We start from the raw sequence: 17,408 nt of genomic DNA on the forward strand, positions 1-17,408 counted from the left end.
TCAAGTTCATTTTTTCTTATAGTCTTTTTCCGACATTAATACGATTAATAGCACGTTGCAAAGCAATCTTAGCACGACGCTCTTGATCAATCAAGTGTTTTTCGTGAGCTTCTTCGATTTCACGCTCCGCACGAAGCTTTGCACGTTCTGCACGGCTAACATCGATATCACGAGCACGTTCTGCAGAATCCGCAACGATTGTAATGATATCATTGGCAATTTCAATAACGCCTCCGTTTACTGCAATCCAGTTCACGTGATCTTCATCATCAATACGTTTCACCTTTACTTCATCAACTGCTAAAACCGCAATCATATTTTCATGTCGTGGCAAGATCCCCATCTCACCATCCAGAGTTCGAACTGATACATAGCTGGCATGGTGATCATAGACGAGACCATCTGGTGTCACGATCTGGACAGTTAACTGAGCCATAGATCACCTCTTAAAATCCCATTTTTTCAGCTTTTGCAATCACGTCTTCGATAGAACCTACACCACGGAAGGCATCTTCTGGTAACTGATCATGTTTACCATCAAGGATTTCCTTAAAGCCACGAACAGTTTCAGCAACTGGGACATAAGATCCTGGCTGACCAGTGAATTGTTCCGCAACGTTGAAGTTTTGTGACAAGAAGAACTGGATACGACGGGCACGAGCCACCAAGGTCTTTTCTTCATCAGAAAGCTCATCCATACCAAGGATAGCAATGATATCTTGCAATTCATGGTAACGTTGAAGAACACGTTTTACTTCAGCAGCAACTGCATAGTGCTCTTCTCCAACGATTTCAGGTGCCAAGGCACGTGAGCTTGAAGCAAGTGGGTCAACGGCTGGGTAGATACCCAATTGTACCAACTTACGTTCCAAGTTAGTTGTTGAATCCAAGTGAGCAAATGCTGTAGCTGGCGCTGGGTCTGTATAGTCATCCGCAGGTACGTAGATAGCCTGAATAGAGGTTACAGAACCCTTCTTAGTTGATGTGATACGCTCTTGCAATTGACCCATTTCCGTAGCAAGTGTTGGTTGATAACCAACGGCTGATGGCATACGACCCAAAAGGGCAGATACTTCTGAACCAGCCTGAGTGAAACGGAAGATATTATCGATAAAGAGAAGCACGTCTTGGCCTTCCACATCACGGAAGTATTCAGCAATTGTCAAACCAGTAAGGGCAACACGCATACGTGCTCCTGGTGGCTCATTCATCTGACCAAATACCATGGCCGTTTTCTCGATAACGCCTGATTCTTTCATTTCCCAGTAAAGGTCATTCCCCTCACGAGTACGTTCCCCAACACCAGTAAATACTGAGATACCACCGTGTTCTTGGGCAATGTTGTGAATCAACTCTTGGATCAAAACGGTTTTACCAACTCCGGCACCACCGAAAAGTCCAACCTTACCACCTTTTAGGTAAGGGGCAAGAAGGTCGATAACCTTAATCCCTGTTTCAAGGATTTCAGAAGAGGTAGACAATTCATCAAAAGTTGGAGCTTTCTTATGAATTGGCTGACGCTCTGCGTCTTCTGTGAAAGGAGCTTCCAAGTCAATGGTATCTCCCAAAACATTGAAGACACGTCCCAAAGTTTCTTTACCTACTGGTACAGAGATTGGACGACCTGTGTCCAATACTTCCATTCCACGAGTCAACCCATCTGTTGATTCCATGGCGATAGTACGGACCATACCATCTCCCAACTCCAAGGCTACTTCAAGGACGATTTTTGTTTTTCTTTCGTCATTTTTGTAGACGACAAGTGCATTGTTAATCTCAGGAAGTTTTTCCCCTGCTGCAAACAAAACGTCTACAACGGGACCGATAACCTGAGCAATTTTACCTGAACTCATCTCCTTCTCCTATTCTATATAAGATACTGTCGGTTCCTAGCTCAACTAGGTCCTAAGTTCATTTCATACGAGCTGGACTAAAGCCTATTCTAAGGCACTAGCTCCTGCTACGATTTCTGTAATTTCTTGTGTAATCGCCGCCTGTCTGGCACGGTTATACTGAATTGTCAAATCATTGATGACTTTCTTAGCATTATCTGTCGCTGTTTGCATGGCTGTCATACCAGCAGCATTTTCAGCTGTCTTGGCATCGATAATAGCACCGTAAATCATACTTTCTGCAAACTGAGGCAATAGCTGCTCCAAAATTTCTTCTCGGCTGGTTTCCAATTCAAAAGTCAAGCTGTACTCTTCATCCGCTTCATTTGGATCCAAGTCAACAATCGGAAGCATTTGTTCCACACGCATTTGACTGGTTAGTGTATTGACATGGTGGTTATAGCAGACATAGAGTTCATCAAAAAGTTCATTTTGATACATTTCAACAGTTTTTGAAATAATCTTACGAACTTCATCAAAGCTAGGCTGATCCGCCAAGCCACGTAGTTCATAAAGTGGTTGAATACCACGAGCCTTAAAGAAATCGGCTCCCATTCCACCGATACAGATCATTTCAAAGCCTTTACCGTCTGGATGGTATTCTTCTTTCAACTCCATAACGGCTTTCAAAATAGAAGAATTGTACCCTCCAACCAAACCGCGATCTGAAGTAATAACGATATAGCCTGTCTTCTTAACTGGACGACTAATCAACATGGGATTGGTTGAACCACCAGCTCCATTTCCATGTAAAATATCCGTTAAAAGTTTACGAACTTTTTGGGCATATACTTGGAAGTTACGAGCTGCTTCTTCAGAGCGACCTAGCTTAGCAGCCGATACCATTTGCATGGCATTTGTGATTTGACTCGTATTTTTTGTTGAGGCGATTTTTGTTTTAATATCATTTAGAGATACTGCCATCTGACACCTCTATTCTTATTGGAAGCTGGTTTGATTGAGAAACTCTGTAATCGCAGCATCCAAGACTGCTTCTTCTGGCAAGTCTTTTGTATCACGAATGGTTTCCAAAATCTCTGGATGTTGAGCGTCAAAGAAGGCATGGAACTCTTCCTCAAAACGAACAATTTCATCTACTGGAACAGTATCCAAGAAACCATGTGTCAAAGCATAGAGAATAGTTACTTGTTTCTCAACAGGTAATGGTTTGTGAACAGGTTGTTTCAAAACTTCAACTGTACGACGTCCACGGTTCAACTTAGCCTGTGTTGCCGCATCCAAGTCAGAACCAAACTTAGTGAAGGCTTCCAACTCACGGTATGAAGCAAGGTCGATACGAAGTGTACCAGCAACCTTTTTCATGGCTTTAATTTGTGCAGAACCACCTACACGTGATACAGATGAACCCGCATCAATGGCTGGACGAATACCCGCATTGAAGAGACCATCACCAAGGAAGATTTGTCCATCAGTGATAGAAATCACATTGGTTGCGATATAGGCAGAGATATCTCCTGCTTGTGTCTCGATAAATGGTAGGGCTGTAATTGATCCACCACCAAGCTCATCAGAAACTTTAGCTGAACGCTCAAGCAAACGACTGTGAAGGTAGAAAACATCCCCTGGAAAGGCTTCACGACCTGGAGGACGACGAAGCAAGAGTGACAGTTCACGATAAGCTACCGCTTGTTTTGAAAGATCATCATAAACGATCAAAACATGCTTCCCTTGGTACATAAATTCTTCTGCCATGGCAACCCCAGCATAAGGAGCTAGAAAGAGCAATGGAGATGGTTGTGAAGCAGAAGCAGTCACAACGATTGTGTAGTCCAAGGCACCGTACTGACGAAGTGTTTCTACTTGCGTACGAACTGTTGATTCTTTTTGTCCAATCGCGACATAGATACAGATCATATCTTGACCTTTTTGGTTCAAGATTGTATCAATCGCAATAGTTGTTTTCCCTGTCTGACGGTCACCGATAATCAACTCACGTTGACCACGACCAATCGGTACAAGGGCGTCAATAGCTTTCAAACCAGTCTGCAATGGTTCTGATACAGACTTACGTTGCATAACACCAGGGGCTGGCGCTTCTACTGGACGAGTTTTATCTGTGTGGATTTCTCCAAGACCGTCAACTGGACGACCAAGTGGGTCCACAACACGACCAATCAGACTCTCACCTACTGGAACTTCCATGATTTTTCCTGTACGGCGGATTGTATCGCCTTCACGGATATCTGTAAAGTCACCAAGGATGATAATACCAACGTCTGTTGACTCCAAGTTTTGAGCCATACCATAAGAGCCGTTTTCAAAAATCAACAACTCTCCACTCATGGCATTTTCAAGGCCGTGAGCACGCGCGATACCATCCCCGATATAGGTTACAACACCTGTTTCAGTCACATCAAAATTGGGTTTGAAATTTTCAATTTGTTGCTTAATTAAAGCGCTGATTTCTTGTGCGTTAATTGCCAAAAGAACACCACTTTCTATTTCAAATTTTCTTTAACAACTTTAAGTTGTTGTTTAATACTCACATCAATTGTCTTGTGATTGGCAAAAATGACAAAACCACCAATGAGACTTTCATCGATTTGTTCTTTTACACTCCTTACTTTCAGAGACATTTTTTTCTCAATCAAAGGGAGCAAGCGACTCTTCTGTTCATCAGTTAGAGGATGAGCAGACGTAATCGTCACTTCAAATCGATTTGTTTCTTTTTCAAGTCGGTTCAAGCAATCTACAAGCACATCATAAAAAAGATTTGCTCTGTGATTGTATGCTAGAACCTGGATCAAGTTTTGCAATAAAGGTGACACAGAGTCTTGGAAGAAAGCAATCGTTTTTTCCTTGTCAGACTCGTCTACTGCCACTTTTTTTAAAAAAGAAGGTAAACCTGTTTCTTCAGCAACTTGCTTGATTTGAGTCAAGTCTGAAAAGATACGGTCTTCTTCTCCTTTTTCAAGTACCAATTGGACAAAAGGCATGCTGTATTTTTCAATTACCTTTACTGTTTTCTTGTCCATTAAGCTTCTCCTAGCTGATCGATATACTGATCAATGAGTTCTTTATGGGCATGACCGTCAAGGTTTTGTGAGATGATTTTACCAGCCAAGCTGATTGTCAAATCTGCAACCTCACCCTTAACGCTTTGTAAAGCTTCAGCTTTGTTTTGAGCAATTTCTTGGTTTGCTTTTTCTTTTAAGCGTCCTGCTTCTAGTTTAGCATCTGCTAAAATACTAGCCTTACTTTTCTCAGCTGTTTCTTTCGCATTCTCAATGATTGTCTTAGCTTCTTTACGGCTACCAGCCAATTCATCTTCGCGTTTTTGAGCCAATACTTCCGCTTTTTGACGTGCTTCTTCGGCTCTGTCAATATCTGAAGCAATTTTTTCAGCTCTTTCTTCGAAAATGCTTGTAATATTAGACCATGCAAATTTTTTAATCAAGACTAGCAAAAGGATAAAAGAGCCAGCGATTAAAATAAAATTACCAATTAATTCACCTACTGTTACGTGCATCAGTTACTCCTTTCTACTCTTCATCATTAATTTTATTTCCTAGGTACATAGAGGATAATAGTGTAAAGACATAGGCCTGTACACAAGAAATGAACACGGAAAATGCAGTCCAAACTAAGTTTGTCCCAAACGCGATTGGATACCAAAAAATAGCCTGATGTGAAAGTAAGAGAAGCAAGCTTGTCATTACTTCACCTGCAAAGATATTCCCAAAAATCCGCAAAGCCAGAGAAAGGAAATTCGTGACCTCTTCAAGTAGATTCATCGGTGTCATAAATGCCGGAGTTACAAAACCTTTGAGGTATTGTTTAATCCCACGACGACGAATCCCCTCAATGTGCGCCATCACAATAATACAGAAAGACAAGACAAGGTCAAATGAAAGATTTGCAGTTGGCGATGTCCAAAGGTTTGTTCCATCTGTTGTTTGAATTTTAGCCATCAAACCAAGGTTATTGGCGATGACCATAAAAAGAAATAAACATAAGTAAAAGAGTGAGTAATCTTTCACGTAGTGGGAACCAAGGTTAGGTTCTGTAAATCCAATTACAAAATCATAGAGATACTCTAGTACATTTTGTTTACCTTTGGGTTTCAAGGTCATATTACGACTTGCCCAATAGATAAATGCAAAAATCAGAAACACAGACAGCAAAGTCAAGGCTGTCAAAGTTAAATCAAAGGTAACAGGACCAATATTGATGGTTGGATTGATACTTTCTTCCATCTAACATTCTCCCTTCTCCAATTTATATTTCGTTATTTAATAATAAATGAGAAGACAAGAGTTACGAAGAAAGTTCCTTCAATAAAGGCAACCCCTAAAAACATCAAACTACGAAACTCAGCGATAATATCTGGTTGGCGAGCTACTGATTTCAACAAACCATTCATCAACATACCCTCACCAAGAGATACACCCATACAGGCAAGACATAGACCGAAAAATGTTAAATTCATGACGAATTCTCCTTTTAATTAAAATTTACTTACTTAGTTTAGTCCTAAAAATTGGATTTGTCAACTTTTTTATAACGTTGAAAGCGTTTAATGAAAATTATTTACAATTTTACATTTTTTGAGTCTATTATATAGAAAACTTTGTAAAAAACTTGTAATAAATCCAACCATTATCTAGGTCTTTCTGAAAAATACTGCAAAGATGCTGGGCAAAAAGGCTTGAAAATCAAAAAACTGTATAGTATAAAGTATTGAAAAACTTGATACTATACGGTTTATTATAGGAATATTTACTTCATTTCCTCTTGGAGTTGTGTCTTCGGCTCCTTCAAAACTAGATGATTGGCTATTTAAAATAGCGTTCCTTATGATTTTGGCAACCTGGATTAAAGCGAGAAAAACAAAAGGGGCAACTTAAGCTTTCTTTATATTGCTTATATGTTAGTAGTTTTAAACAAACACCACATAAAATAGGCTTATCCTGTATCAAAGATAAGGGATACGGTTCAAAAGGGTGATTTTCTAATGAATCATGACACTGATAACAAGCATAGTACTTTTTACAGTCATAGCATTGTAAAGCAATAATATCAAGCTTGCTATGGTAATGAATACATCTTGTTTGCTTATCCACTAAGAAACCCTGTGCCTCTATCATTTCCTTTTCCTTTCTTAAGCACGTACTGTGACGCTGGTTCCATCTTCCTTATAAAGATTGATGAGACCCTCTTTGAGGGCGCGAACCATGTCTCCTGCTTGAACAGGTTGAGGCACCTTAATAGTCAACAGTTCCATTGGATTTGGAGCGCGATCGATCTTATTTCCTTTGGCATCATGTAAATCTTCGATATACGTTTCAAAATGACGGAAACCTGGTCCATAAAACTCTACTTGGTCTCCTTCATTAATGACGTTACGTTGACGAATAGTTGCTGTTTGTGTCGCATCATCATAAGAAACCACTTCAGCGACAAACTTGTACTCAGGAATTTTACGGCGAGCACCAAACAACTGCTCATTTTCAGATGGTGTACCGTAGTAGAAACCTGTTGCCAATTCACGTTGAGCAACCTTCCACATTTCGTCCACCAAGTCTTGTTTGATAGCTTCAAACTTTTCAGGACTTTCAAGATAGGCATCAACAGCCGCCTTGTAGCAGTTGGTTACTGTTGATACGTAGTGAATAGACTTCATACGTCCTTCAATCTTAAGACTGTCCACACCATTTTCAATCATATCTGGGATATGGTCAATCATAGACATGTCAACGGCTGACATTGAAAATTCTTCTGGAATTTCGCCCTTCAAGCTCTTACGTTCTTTCCCGAATGGCATATCGTAAAGATCATACTTCCAACGGCAAGACTGAGAGCAACCACCACGGTTAGCATCACGCATACTCATGTGGTTTGAAAGAGTACAACGACCAGAGTAAGAAATACACATGGCTCCGTGAACAAAAGCTTCAATCTCAACGTCTGTACGTTTGCGAATTTCAGCTAATTCTTCCATTGAAACCTCACGCGCCAAAACAACACGTGTTAAACCCAGTTCTTTCCAGAACTCAAGTGTTTCATAGTTAGTGGCACTTGCTTGGGTAGAGAGGTGAATTTCAAGACCTGGTGCTTCAGTCGCTGCAATCATAATCAAGGCTGGGTCAGATACGATAACTGCTGCAATACCGATATCACGCAGTTTACGGAACCACTCACCAGCTCCCTCTTCGTTCCCTTCGTGCATAACCATGTTAGCAGCTACATAGACCTTAGCTCCGTATTTGGCAGCAAACTGGACTCCTTCTTCCATCTGTTCAAAGGTAAAGTTTCCAGCACGGCTACGAAGACCATAGGCCTGACCACCGATAAAGACAGCATCTGCCCCATACTGAACAGCTACTTTTAGCTTCTCTAAAGTCCCTGCAGGTGATAAAACCTCAGGACGTTTTAATATTTTTATCATATTTTCTCCTATTTGCAATATAAAAGTTTGACGTTTTTCCTTCTCATTTTATAGTAAATAAAGGATAAAATCAAGCCTAGCCGGATTGTTTTGACAATTCTAATCTTTTAAGCTGTGCATCATGACTGATAAACTGTCGAAAATTAACCCAGTTTTAACAGATAGTCAAAAAGTCTAGAAAAGTAAAAACCAGTATCCAAAGATACTGGCTAGTGAAAATACATAAATGAGCCCTTAAATGACTATTCCCACTCAACGGTTGCAGGTGGTTTACTTGTGATATCGTAGACGATACGGTTAACATGGTCTACTTCGTTTACGATACGTACCGAGATTTTTTGAAGGACTTCCCAAGGAATTTTGGCAAAGTCAGCAGTCATGCCATCGATAGAGGTAATAGCACGGATTGCAATCGTGTAGTCATATGTACGACCGTCACCCATAACACCAACTGAACGAACGCCTGTGTTAACAGTAAAGTATTGCCAGATGTCACGGTCAAGGCCAGCTTTAGCAATTTCTTCACGGAGGATAGCGTCTGACTCACGAACTGTTTCTAGCTTTTCTTCAGTGATTTCACCCATAACACGGATAGCAAGACCTGGTCCTGGGAATGGTTGGCGCCATACGATATGGTCTGGCATACCAAGCTCTGTACCAAGGGCACGAACTTCGTCTTTATAAAGAGTGTTGAGTGGTTCAATCAATTCAAACTGCATGTCTTCTGGAAGACCACCCACGTTGTGGTGTGACTTGATAGTCTGAGCAGTATCCGTACCAGACTCAATTACGTCTGTATACAAGGTACCTTGAGCAAGGAATTTCACATCTTTGAGCTTACTTGCTTCGTCATCAAAGACATAGACAAATTCGTTACCGATGATTTTACGTTTTTGTTCTGGGTCAGAAACGCCAGCAAGTTTGTCAAGGAAACGTTTAGCAGCATCTGCTTTGACAATATTCAAACCAAACTTACCACCAAGCATGTCCATAACTTGGTCCGCTTCTCCTTTACGAAGAAGACCATGATCCACGAAGATACAGATTAATTGATCGCCAATAGCCTTTTGGAGAAGAACTCCAACGACAGATGAGTCAACTCCACCTGATAAACCAAGAAGGACACGTTTATCACCGACAGTCTCACGGATTTTTTGGATCTGCATGTCGATGAAGTTATCCATTGACCAGTCTCCTTTAGCTTTACAGATGTTAAGGGCAAAGTTACGAAGGATGTCATTACCGTATACAGAATGACGAACTTCTGGGTGGAATTGGATACCGTAAATGTGTTTATCTGGGTTTTCGATGGCTGCGTATGGGCAGTCAGCTGATGTACCTGTACGAACAAAGTCAGCAGGAATTTCAGTAACCGCATCACCATGGCTCATCAAAACAGTCTGTTCATCAGGTGTTGATTCAAAAAGAGCTGATGGTGTGTGTGTAAGAGTTGATTGACCGTATTCACGATTTCCAGCGTCACCTGCAGGGACAACTTTTCCTCCAAGTTTATGGGTCAACAACTGCATACCGTAACAAATTCCCAAAATAGGAATTCCGAGTTCGAAGATTTCTGGGTCAATATCGAATGAACCATCTTCATATACAGAGTTTGGACCACCTGAAAGGATGATTCCTACAGGATTGATTTCACGAACTTCAGCAGCTGAAATTTTATGGCTCTTTAGTTCTGAAAAAACACCAATCTCACGGATACGGCGTGAAATCAGCTGGTTGTATTGGCTACCATAATCCAATACGATGATTTTTTCTACATCTTGCAAATCAGTTGAAATGTTGCTCATCTTTTTCCTTTCTCAAAAGAAATATCTTTTTCCAATATTCTATCACAAATAAGGGCGAATTACCAACTAAACAAGGCGAAGATTGACTTTTTCTAGTTTATTGGGGTACAATAGAGAAAAGATAGAAATGAAGTGAAAACATGCTACCAGCTTATATGAAAATCCATGATCAGATTAAAAAGGATATTGACGATCATCGTTGGGCTATTGGGGAGAGGCTTCCCAGTGAAAGAGATTTAGCAGAGCAGTTTGCGGTCAGTCGCATGACCCTCCGCCAAGCCGTATCTCTATTAGTTGAAGAAGGTGTTCTGGAGCGCAGAGTTGGAAGCGGTACCTTTGTATCCAGTACTCGGGTACAAGAAAAGATGCGAGGGACAACCAGTTTTACTGAAATTGTTAAGTCCCAAGGTAAAGTACCCTCTAGCCAGCTCATTTCCTACAGAAAAACTATTCCTAATGAGCAGGAAGTTGCCAAGCTAGGAATTTCTCCAACGGAGAATATTATCCGAATGGAGCGGGTACGCTATGCTGACCAAATTCCTCTGGTTTATGAGGTTGCTTCTATTCCTGAAAAATTCATTAAAAAGTTTAAAAAAGAAGAAATCACCAGTCATTTCTTCCAAACCTTGCAAAAACACGGCTATCGTATTGGTAAATCACAGCAGACTATTTATGCTCGTCTTGCTAAGGAAAAAATTGCCCACTACTTAGAGGTTGAAAAAGGACACGCTATTCTTGGGCTGACTCAGGTTTCCTACCTAGAAGATGGAACTGCATTTGAATACGTAAAAAGTCAGTATGTAGGCGAACGTTTTGAATTTTATCTTGAAAACAATTAATACTCTTCGAAAATCTCTTCAAACCGTGTCAACGTCGTCTTGCCGTATATATGTTACTGACTTCGTCAGTTTCATCTGCAACCTCAAAACAGTGTTTTGAGCTGACTTCGTCAGTTCTATCTACAACCTCAAAGCAGTGCTTTGAGCAACCTGCGGCTAGTTTCCTAGTTTGCTCTTTGATTTTCATTGAGTATAAAATACTACGCAAAAACTCTCTGTCACGGACAAAGAGTCTTTTTTTATTTTTCTAAGAGTAAATCTTTCAAAGAAATCAGAGTTACTGCAATTAAAATCATTGCCATGCCAAGAAAATCAATGGGATAAAATTGTTCATTCATGATTAGAAAGGCAAAGAAAACCGCCGAGATTGGTTCAATTGAAGCCAATAAACTTGACTTAACCGGTCCAATCAGACTTGCTCCTTTTAAAAAGGCTATATAGGCAAAGACAGTCCCGATAAGGATAATGCCTGCAAACGCAAGGAGAAAATCAAGACTAGTCGGAATATCGGCCTGTAGAACTCCTGTAAAAGGAAGGGCGACCAAACCTGCTATGACCATTCCCACACCAATGACCAAACTGCTTCCCCACTTCTTAATCAAGGCTATGGGCAAAATGATATAAAGTGCGTAAGTCAGAGCAGAAAAGAGTCCCCAGAACAGACCTGCAGGTGTCATAGATAACTGGTCCAACTGCCCATGAGTGGCGATCAGGAAGGTCCCTCCAATGGCTAATATGATAGAAACAATCTCTGCCAGAGTCGGCGCCACCTTATCCTTGATACAGCTATAAATCAAAATCCCTACAGGACAAACATATTGAAGCACTGTTGCGGTACCTGCATTGGTTTCCTGAATAGCAGTTAGATAGGCAAATTGGTTGAGAAAGAGACCAATCAGAGCAAAAATAAGAAGAGACAGCAAACTCTTTCTATCCTTTAAAAAGGCCAGCATTTTATCCCTTGCAGTAGCATAAGCTAAGAGCATGAGAATTCCACCGGCAATTAAAAGTCGTAAGTTAGTTAAAACCAGAGATGAAATTCCATGTGCCATCAGGTATTGGCCACTCGTTCCTGACAAGCCCCAAGCAATCCCAGCCACAACTGTTAATAGAGTCCCTTTTAAACTGTTTGACATGTCTCTCCTTACTCTTCTTTACGAATCAAGTCCATCACTTGATTACGATCTACAATCCATTGAGCCCTCTCATCCTTTTCATAGGTACGATTCGATAGGAAAATGACCGCTTCTTGCTTCTGACGATTCCACATGATAAAGGTACCTGTATAGCCCGTATGGTCTAGCCAATCTCCTTCTAAATTCCATGCCAAAGAACGTTCCTTGTCATCCAAAGGAGAAAAATTTTGACTCAAATCTCTAGCAAAATCGTCCTCTAAATAGTGCTGCAAAAAGATTTGTAAATCCTTTACAGTCGAAAACAAACCAGCACTACCAGCATGTCTGCCCAAGAGACGAGCCTTGGGATCATGTACTAGACCTGCCTCTACACCTCTAACCGTTGGAACAGCATACTCAACAGGCCCAAACTGGGTTTCATTCATTCCCCAAGGTTTCCAGACTTGCTCCTGTATAATCACATCCAAGTCTTGATCGAAGATTCTTTCCAAAATAAAGCCCAACAGCAAAAAATGGACATCCGAATAAAGAAAGGCTGGCTGACTTCGTCTGTTGAGATGAAACATGGCTTCCTTTAATTCTGAAGCTGTTAAAAGATCACGGTTAGGAATAAAAGGATCAAGATCTGTTGCGTGAGTCAAGAGTTGACGAATAGTGATATCTGGATAATCACTTTCAGGTAAAAAATCGGTTACTGGTCTGTCAATATCTAATTGACCGTTTTCCCACAAGAAGGTAAAAATGGTGCCAACCCCAACAACCTTGCTGACACTGGCTAGGTCATAAACTAGTCCTGCCTCAGTATCCAAGCCATGTTCTGGATTACTCTGGCCTAAATAGAACTCCGTCCATTGATTGTCCTTAAAATACGCAAAAGAGGCTCCGGGATAAATCCCTGCCTCGATTTGTTCTTCTATTTTTTTAATAATCTTGGTCCACTTCATACTTCTTCAAACCACAATTCAACATTATTTCTATCTTTACCAAGGAAGAATTTTTCAGACTTAGGAATAAAATATTCGGTAGACTCAAATTTCTGGCGCAGACTTGCTATATCTAATTCATTGACCAAGAACTTGAGCATAGATAAGTCCCAGGTAACCGTATTATCCACAGTCAAATCCTGCCCCTGAGCTGGGATAAAATCAAGTGAAGCCCCAACTTCAGATACTTTCAAGAAACTTTCAATATCAGTTGGGAGATGTAATTCCATAGAAATCTCAAATTTACTTAAAGAAATTGATTCCAAATCTGTTTGAAATTCAGGTTCTTCTCCTACTTCTACTAGACTTGCTCTATCATCTTCCGCATGAATCAAAATCAAATCATCTTCTGGAGAGTAAATTTCAAAAGCGTATCCATTCTGCCCCTTATATAATTTATGAATCGAATTCGTTTTAGATAAGAGTCCTTCGATTTCCAAGGGATTTTCCACCTTGACGATCAATCTAGCCAGCTTTTTTCTCCCCTCTACCTTACGAGTACGCATGCTGGGAGCTTCTTCTAAAACCAGCTTTTCGAGGCCTGTTTGATCCCCTAGTGATAGAAAGGCTGATTCTTCTAACAAGGCCTTCATACCAAGGGTTTCAATATAAAATGTTTCATTTAATTTTCTATTATTAACTTTTAAAGTAGGAATAATCCGTACAATTTGATTTACATTCATAAATTCCTCCAACTCTTTTATTTTAAAGGATTTTAGAATTTTTTACAAGATATTATGCTCAAATTTACCGATTTTCGTAAAAATTTCATCTAAAAAACCGAGGCTTTCCTCGGTTTCAATTTCTTATAGGTAAAGGAATTTGAAGATAGCTACTGCTGCAATTGCTGCTGCAATAGGTGCTACTACTGGTACCCAAGAATACCACCATTTTGAATCCCCTTTGTGCTCACCAAGAACTGATTTTGGAAGGAAAGCATGAAGGAGGCGTGGGCCAAAGTCACGCGCAGGGTTCAAGGCAGGTCCTGTAGGTCCACCAAGTGATGTTACCAAGGCCATAACGAGGAAACCAAGTGCCAAGTGAGCAATTCCAAGACCAGATGTCATAAATGGTGCTACTTGTTCTTTAGCTTGGTCAAGTGCTGCTGTTACTTGTTCTTGAGGAATAGTTTGACCTTGAGTAGTTGCTTGTGTAACTTGAGCATTAATAGCCGCTTGTGCTTTTGATACTAATTCAGCACCAAAGAAGTTTTTAGTCAAACCAAGGGCTGCAAAGAAAAGAACAAATGAACCGATAAACTCGTTTACAAAACCATTAACAGTTGCTGCAAAACGTGATTCTTTTGTACCATTATCCAAACTTGAAATTGTTGAGAAAGTACCCAAGATGTTGTTTGGATTTTCAGTTTTCAAGTAGTATGGGCGGTGTGTTGCCACAACCAAGGCTTGACCAAAGATAGCACCCAAAACTTGTGCAATGATGTAAGGCGCAACTTGTGCCCAAGGGAAGAGACCGCTTACTGCAAGTCCAAGAGTGAAGGCTGGGTTGATGTGGTTTCCAGATACGTTACCAAACATCAAGGCAGGAATCATAACCCCCATACCGTAACCAACAGCGATAACGATCCAGCCACTTTGGTGACCTTTCGTACCTTTAAGTTCAACGTTGGCAACTGCACCATTTCCAAGAATGATCAAAAGAGCAGTAGCCAAAAATTCAGTGGCATATTTAATTGCCCATGTGAAATCCATTTGATAGATTCTCCTTAAAATTTTTTAGACAATCCTTATTCTATCAATTTTTATTTCTTTTAGCAACAGGTTTTCAAAAAGATTATATGAGAAAGCGGTTTTATTATGTGACTATTAGTCACATAATAAAGAAAGGACGAAATTCGTCCTTTCTCATTCTTAGCTTTTCTTCAACCTACTACAGTAGATAAACATACTGAATAGCTACTGTCTTGACTCATTTAATTCTTAAAAATTGATAGAGTTGACAAATGGTAGAAAAAAGCCCTTTTTACTAAGTTAAGTATCAACTACAGTTACGATTAGCATTCGTTACTTAACCCACTCACCATTATAGTTTACGTAGTAACCATCTACTGAGGTATTAACAGCTAGAGCACCTGAACCATACGCATAGTACCATTTACCATTGATTTGGAACCAGCCTGTTTTCATATCTCCATTACTTGCATTTAGATAGTACCATATTGAACCATCTTTCACCCAACCTGTGGACATTGCACCTGATGATCGAAGATAGTACCATTTATTACCAACATTGACCCAACCTGTCTTCATATCACCGTTTTGAGCATCTAGATAATACCACATTGAACCATCTTGATACCAGCTAGTCGCCATCGCTCCTGATGAACGGAGATAGTACCATTTATTACCAACATTGGCCCAACCAGTTTGCATGATTCCAGTTTTTGGATCCAAGTAGTACCATGGAGCAGGTTTGCTTCTATCAATGTCAATAGTAACATGAAAATCTTGAGTCCAACCCTTAGCAACTTCACCAATTGGTAGTGGATTGTAAGAATCATCGCCAAAATTTCCTAGCTTATTTAAATAATACCAATTGCCGTCTTCATAAATCCAGCCTGTCTTTACAGCATAATGATTATCAAAATAATAAGTTCTCTTTTCAGCAGATAGAGGATATTGTTCACCGTATACTTTTCCTGTATTTTCAGACGTTTTTGCCTCTAGTACTTGTTTATCTGTTTGTTCTAGCAAAGCACCATCTTGTCCAAAATAGTACCACTTCTCCTGAAGGCCAATTTCGAAGACTGGACGATTATCAAATAAATCATCACGATAACCGGTTCCAGGAATTTCTAAGTATTGCCATCCAACTACCATTTCTCCTTTATCACCAAAATAGTAAGTTTTACCGTCTATTTTATGCCAATAGATTGCTTTATGATCATCTTTTACATAATATTTTCTATTATCCTTATCAACAAATCGGCCACCTGTGGTATTCGCAAATACAGTATTTGTAGTTAGCAAACCAAAGAAAAGTGCTGTTAGCCCAACTTGCATAGTTTTTTTCAAAAGTTTCATTTATATATTCCTCCAATATTAGATCCACTCACCAGATGAAGCGAAATTATAAACTTTACCATTTGTCTATTCTTCTGAACAAACTGTTGATAGGGAATTGTATTGCCAAATGCAAGAACACTTAGTAATACAAATATAACTATTTTTTTAATTCCACGATTTCTCCTCATCTTATATTGTGAACCTCCTTTCTTTCTGCTTAATTCTAACACACATATGAAAATCAGTCAAATTTTTATATTTATTTTGACTTTTTTTTATATTAATTACACATAAACATTTTTTATTACAAATTTGCTATTTTTAACTAAAAGAAATATAATTAAGTTAAGTAGAAAGGAATAATATTTTTTATGAATATACTCGCTGAGAAATTCAGAGTAAAGAGAAAAGAGTTAGGTCTATCTCAACAAACTCTTGCAGAAGGAATTTGTGAACAAAGCCAGATTAGTAAAATTGAGAGAGGGCATTTCATTCCCTCCGCAGACCTTTTGTTCAAACTCTCACAACGACTCGAAGTGCCATTAGATTATTTTTTTAATGAACAAATTGAAATTAAATCTAACCTCTCTAATTTCAAGCAATTATCTGCTCGACTATTAAATGATAGAAATTATGACAATTTGGAATATATTTATAGAATAGAGATTGAACGAAGTACTTTTCTAACACTAGAAGACCGAACTTACCTTGAATGGATTAAAGCTATTATTGACTTCTATCAATATGACAGTAAGTGTGAGGCAATTTCTTCATTGGAAAATATATTATTAAAAGTCTCCTCAGATACTCTGATTTATTTAAAGGCATTGAATACTCTATCTAACTTCTATTCCCTTGTTGGTCGTGAAGAAGATTATGAAGCAAACTACTTTCATTTAATGGAGTTATATCAGACAAAAAATTTTGAGCATCAAGAGTTTTTATTTGGCTACATCAGAGTTCGTTACAACTACGCTCACTACCTAGTATCAAATGAAAAATATAATGAAGCCATCCAAGAAGCTCTTGAGACGATTGAACTCTGTAAACAAAGACAGACAAGCTACCAACTGGCTCCTCTACTTATTCTTGTAGGAAATGCTGGAGCCAAATTTCTAGACAAAGAACAAGTCAAAAATTATTATATAGAAGCAAGAGAGTTATGTAAGATTTATAACAATCCTTTAATGTTGATGAAGATAGAAAATTATTTGAAAGAATTAGATACTGTTTAGTTAATCTTGATATTATAGTTTTTCTGAAACGTTAAATAACCTGTAAGGCTGATAGTGAAATTAATACTATCAGTCTTATTATT

General features: G+C 39.3%; 19 protein-coding genes. 2 read left to right on the top strand and 17 right to left on the bottom strand.

What is annotated here, in order from left to right; all coding sequences use genetic code 11:
* Nucleotides 1–16 precede the first annotated feature (16 nt).
* From SK629_RS04800 to guaA, 11 genes are all read right to left on the bottom strand, one after another.
* Complete coding sequence (locus SK629_RS04800; protein WP_042900827.1) at nt 17–436, bottom strand: F0F1 ATP synthase subunit epsilon; 420 nt, start codon at nt 434–436, stop codon at nt 17–19.
* A 10-nt stretch (nt 437–446) separates the two neighbouring features.
* On the bottom strand, nt 447–1,853 hold the full coding sequence (gene atpD / locus SK629_RS04805; RefSeq protein WP_000094358.1) for a F0F1 ATP synthase subunit beta: 1,407 nt from the start codon (nt 1,851–1,853) through the stop codon (nt 447–449).
* 84 nt (nt 1,854–1,937) lie between these two features.
* Nucleotides 1,938–2,816, bottom strand: coding sequence for a F0F1 ATP synthase subunit gamma (locus SK629_RS04810; protein ID WP_000301217.1), 879 nt, complete (start codon nt 2,814–2,816; stop codon nt 1,938–1,940).
* Between the two features lie 15 nt (nt 2,817–2,831).
* The gene (gene atpA, locus SK629_RS04815; RefSeq protein ID WP_042900828.1) at nt 2,832–4,337 is read right to left on the bottom strand and encodes a F0F1 ATP synthase subunit alpha; all 1,506 of its coding nucleotides are present in this window, start codon (nt 4,335–4,337) and stop codon (nt 2,832–2,834) included.
* Nucleotides 4,338–4,351: 14 nt separating this feature from the next.
* On the bottom strand, nt 4,352–4,888 hold the full coding sequence (locus SK629_RS04820; protein WP_000359034.1) for a F0F1 ATP synthase subunit delta: 537 nt from the start codon (nt 4,886–4,888) through the stop codon (nt 4,352–4,354).
* Nucleotides 4,888–5,382, bottom strand: a complete 495-nt coding sequence (gene atpF / locus SK629_RS04825; RefSeq protein ID WP_000558550.1) for a F0F1 ATP synthase subunit B — start codon at nt 5,380–5,382, stop codon at nt 4,888–4,890. Before atpF ends, SK629_RS04820 begins: the two co-directional genes overlap by 1 nt.
* A 13-nt stretch (nt 5,383–5,395) precedes the next feature.
* Complete coding sequence (gene atpB, locus SK629_RS04830; protein ID WP_042900829.1) at nt 5,396–6,109, bottom strand: F0F1 ATP synthase subunit A; 714 nt, start codon at nt 6,107–6,109, stop codon at nt 5,396–5,398.
* A 32-nt stretch (nt 6,110–6,141) separates the two neighbouring features.
* A complete protein-coding gene (locus tag SK629_RS04835; RefSeq protein WP_001054559.1) occupies nt 6,142–6,342 on the bottom strand; it encodes a F0F1 ATP synthase subunit C in 201 nt (66 codons plus the stop codon).
* Nucleotides 6,343–6,688: 346 nt separating this feature from the next.
* Complete coding sequence (locus SK629_RS04845; protein WP_042900831.1) at nt 6,689–7,000, bottom strand: CHY zinc finger protein; 312 nt, start codon at nt 6,998–7,000, stop codon at nt 6,689–6,691.
* A 14-nt stretch (nt 7,001–7,014) separates the two neighbouring features.
* Nucleotides 7,015–8,301, bottom strand: a complete 1,287-nt coding sequence (locus SK629_RS04850; protein ID WP_042900832.1) for a peptidase U32 family protein — start codon at nt 8,299–8,301, stop codon at nt 7,015–7,017.
* Nucleotides 8,302–8,543: 242 nt separating this feature from the next.
* On the bottom strand, nt 8,544–10,106 hold the full coding sequence (guaA, locus tag SK629_RS04855; RefSeq protein WP_000065712.1) for a glutamine-hydrolyzing GMP synthase: 1,563 nt from the start codon (nt 10,104–10,106) through the stop codon (nt 8,544–8,546).
* 140 nt (nt 10,107–10,246) lie between these two features.
* Between guaA and SK629_RS04860 the strand changes: the two genes are divergently transcribed.
* Nucleotides 10,247–10,945, top strand: a complete 699-nt coding sequence (locus tag SK629_RS04860; RefSeq protein ID WP_042900834.1) for a GntR family transcriptional regulator — start codon at nt 10,247–10,249, stop codon at nt 10,943–10,945.
* Nucleotides 10,946–11,184: 239 nt separating this feature from the next.
* Here the strand turns inward: SK629_RS04860 and SK629_RS04865 are convergent, their stop codons facing one another.
* From SK629_RS04865 to SK629_RS13000, 6 genes are all read right to left on the bottom strand, one after another.
* Nucleotides 11,185–12,081, bottom strand: coding sequence for a DMT family transporter (locus SK629_RS04865; RefSeq protein ID WP_042900835.1), 897 nt, complete (start codon nt 12,079–12,081; stop codon nt 11,185–11,187).
* A gap of 8 nt (nt 12,082–12,089) precedes the next feature.
* Nucleotides 12,090–13,025: a serine hydrolase domain-containing protein gene (locus SK629_RS04870; protein WP_042900836.1), complete on the bottom strand. Its 936-nt coding sequence runs from the start codon at nt 13,023–13,025 to the stop codon at nt 12,090–12,092.
* On the bottom strand, nt 13,022–13,747 hold the full coding sequence (locus SK629_RS04875) for a CppA N-terminal domain-containing protein (protein WP_042900837.1): 726 nt from the start codon (nt 13,745–13,747) through the stop codon (nt 13,022–13,024). The genes SK629_RS04870 and SK629_RS04875 overlap by 4 nt, the downstream gene beginning before the upstream one ends.
* Before the next feature lie 123 nt (nt 13,748–13,870).
* Nucleotides 13,871–14,776: an aquaglyceroporin Gla gene (gla, locus tag SK629_RS04880; protein WP_042900838.1), complete on the bottom strand. Its 906-nt coding sequence runs from the start codon at nt 14,774–14,776 to the stop codon at nt 13,871–13,873.
* Between the two features lie 312 nt (nt 14,777–15,088).
* Complete coding sequence (cbpC, locus tag SK629_RS04885) at nt 15,089–16,108, bottom strand: choline-binding protein CbpC (RefSeq protein ID WP_042900839.1); 1,020 nt, start codon at nt 16,106–16,108, stop codon at nt 15,089–15,091.
* Nucleotides 16,105–16,278, bottom strand: a complete 174-nt coding sequence (locus SK629_RS13000; RefSeq protein WP_042900840.1) for a PhrA family quorum-sensing system peptide — start codon at nt 16,276–16,278, stop codon at nt 16,105–16,107. Before SK629_RS13000 ends, cbpC begins: the two co-directional genes overlap by 4 nt.
* A gap of 183 nt (nt 16,279–16,461) precedes the next feature.
* Here SK629_RS13000 and SK629_RS04895 point away from each other — a divergent pair, with 183 nt between their 5' ends.
* Nucleotides 16,462–17,325: a helix-turn-helix domain-containing protein gene (locus SK629_RS04895; RefSeq protein ID WP_042900841.1), complete on the top strand. Its 864-nt coding sequence runs from the start codon at nt 16,462–16,464 to the stop codon at nt 17,323–17,325.
* The last annotated feature ends 83 nt before the right edge of the window (nt 17,326–17,408 follow it).

The sequence above is a fragment of the Streptococcus mitis genome (genome assembly GCF_000722695.1).
In the GTDB taxonomy this organism is placed as follows: Bacteria; Bacillota; Bacilli; order Lactobacillales; family Streptococcaceae; genus Streptococcus; species Streptococcus mitis_O.

What these genes read in the sequence shown, in the direction of transcription:
- SK629_RS04835 (WP_001054559.1), bottom strand. Translation starts at nt 6,342, where the DNA reads ATGAATTTAACATTTTTCGGTCTATGTCTTGCCTGTATGGGTGTATCT.
- SK629_RS13000 (WP_042900840.1), bottom strand. Translation starts at nt 16,278, where the DNA reads ATGAGGAGAAATCGTGGAATTAAAAAAATAGTTATATTTGTATTACTA.
- SK629_RS04865 (WP_042900835.1), bottom strand. Translation starts at nt 12,081, where the DNA reads ATGTCAAACAGTTTAAAAGGGACTCTATTAACAGTTGTGGCTGGGATT.
- SK629_RS04820 (WP_000359034.1), bottom strand. Translation starts at nt 4,888, where the DNA reads ATGGACAAGAAAACAGTAAAGGTAATTGAAAAATACAGCATGCCTTTT.
- cbpC (WP_042900839.1), bottom strand. Translation starts at nt 16,108, where the DNA reads ATGAAACTTTTGAAAAAAACTATGCAAGTTGGGCTAACAGCACTTTTC.
- atpD (WP_000094358.1), bottom strand. Translation starts at nt 1,853, where the DNA reads ATGAGTTCAGGTAAAATTGCTCAGGTTATCGGTCCCGTTGTAGACGTT.
- gla (WP_042900838.1), bottom strand. Translation starts at nt 14,776, where the DNA reads ATGGATTTCACATGGGCAATTAAATATGCCACTGAATTTTTGGCTACT.
- guaA (WP_000065712.1), bottom strand. Translation starts at nt 10,106, where the DNA reads ATGAGCAACATTTCAACTGATTTGCAAGATGTAGAAAAAATCATCGTA.
- SK629_RS04800 (WP_042900827.1), bottom strand. Translation starts at nt 436, where the DNA reads ATGGCTCAGTTAACTGTCCAGATCGTGACACCAGATGGTCTCGTCTAT.
- SK629_RS04810 (WP_000301217.1), bottom strand. Translation starts at nt 2,816, where the DNA reads ATGGCAGTATCTCTAAATGATATTAAAACAAAAATCGCCTCAACAAAA.
- SK629_RS04870 (WP_042900836.1), bottom strand. Translation starts at nt 13,025, where the DNA reads ATGAAGTGGACCAAGATTATTAAAAAAATAGAAGAACAAATCGAGGCA.
- atpB (WP_042900829.1), bottom strand. Translation starts at nt 6,109, where the DNA reads ATGGAAGAAAGTATCAATCCAACCATCAATATTGGTCCTGTTACCTTT.
- SK629_RS04845 (WP_042900831.1), bottom strand. Translation starts at nt 7,000, where the DNA reads ATGATAGAGGCACAGGGTTTCTTAGTGGATAAGCAAACAAGATGTATT.
- SK629_RS04895 (WP_042900841.1), top strand. Translation starts at nt 16,462, where the DNA reads ATGAATATACTCGCTGAGAAATTCAGAGTAAAGAGAAAAGAGTTAGGT.
- atpF (WP_000558550.1), bottom strand. Translation starts at nt 5,382, where the DNA reads ATGCACGTAACAGTAGGTGAATTAATTGGTAATTTTATTTTAATCGCT.
- SK629_RS04860 (WP_042900834.1), top strand. Translation starts at nt 10,247, where the DNA reads ATGCTACCAGCTTATATGAAAATCCATGATCAGATTAAAAAGGATATT.
- SK629_RS04850 (WP_042900832.1), bottom strand. Translation starts at nt 8,301, where the DNA reads ATGATAAAAATATTAAAACGTCCTGAGGTTTTATCACCTGCAGGGACT.
- SK629_RS04875 (WP_042900837.1), bottom strand. Translation starts at nt 13,747, where the DNA reads ATGAATGTAAATCAAATTGTACGGATTATTCCTACTTTAAAAGTTAAT.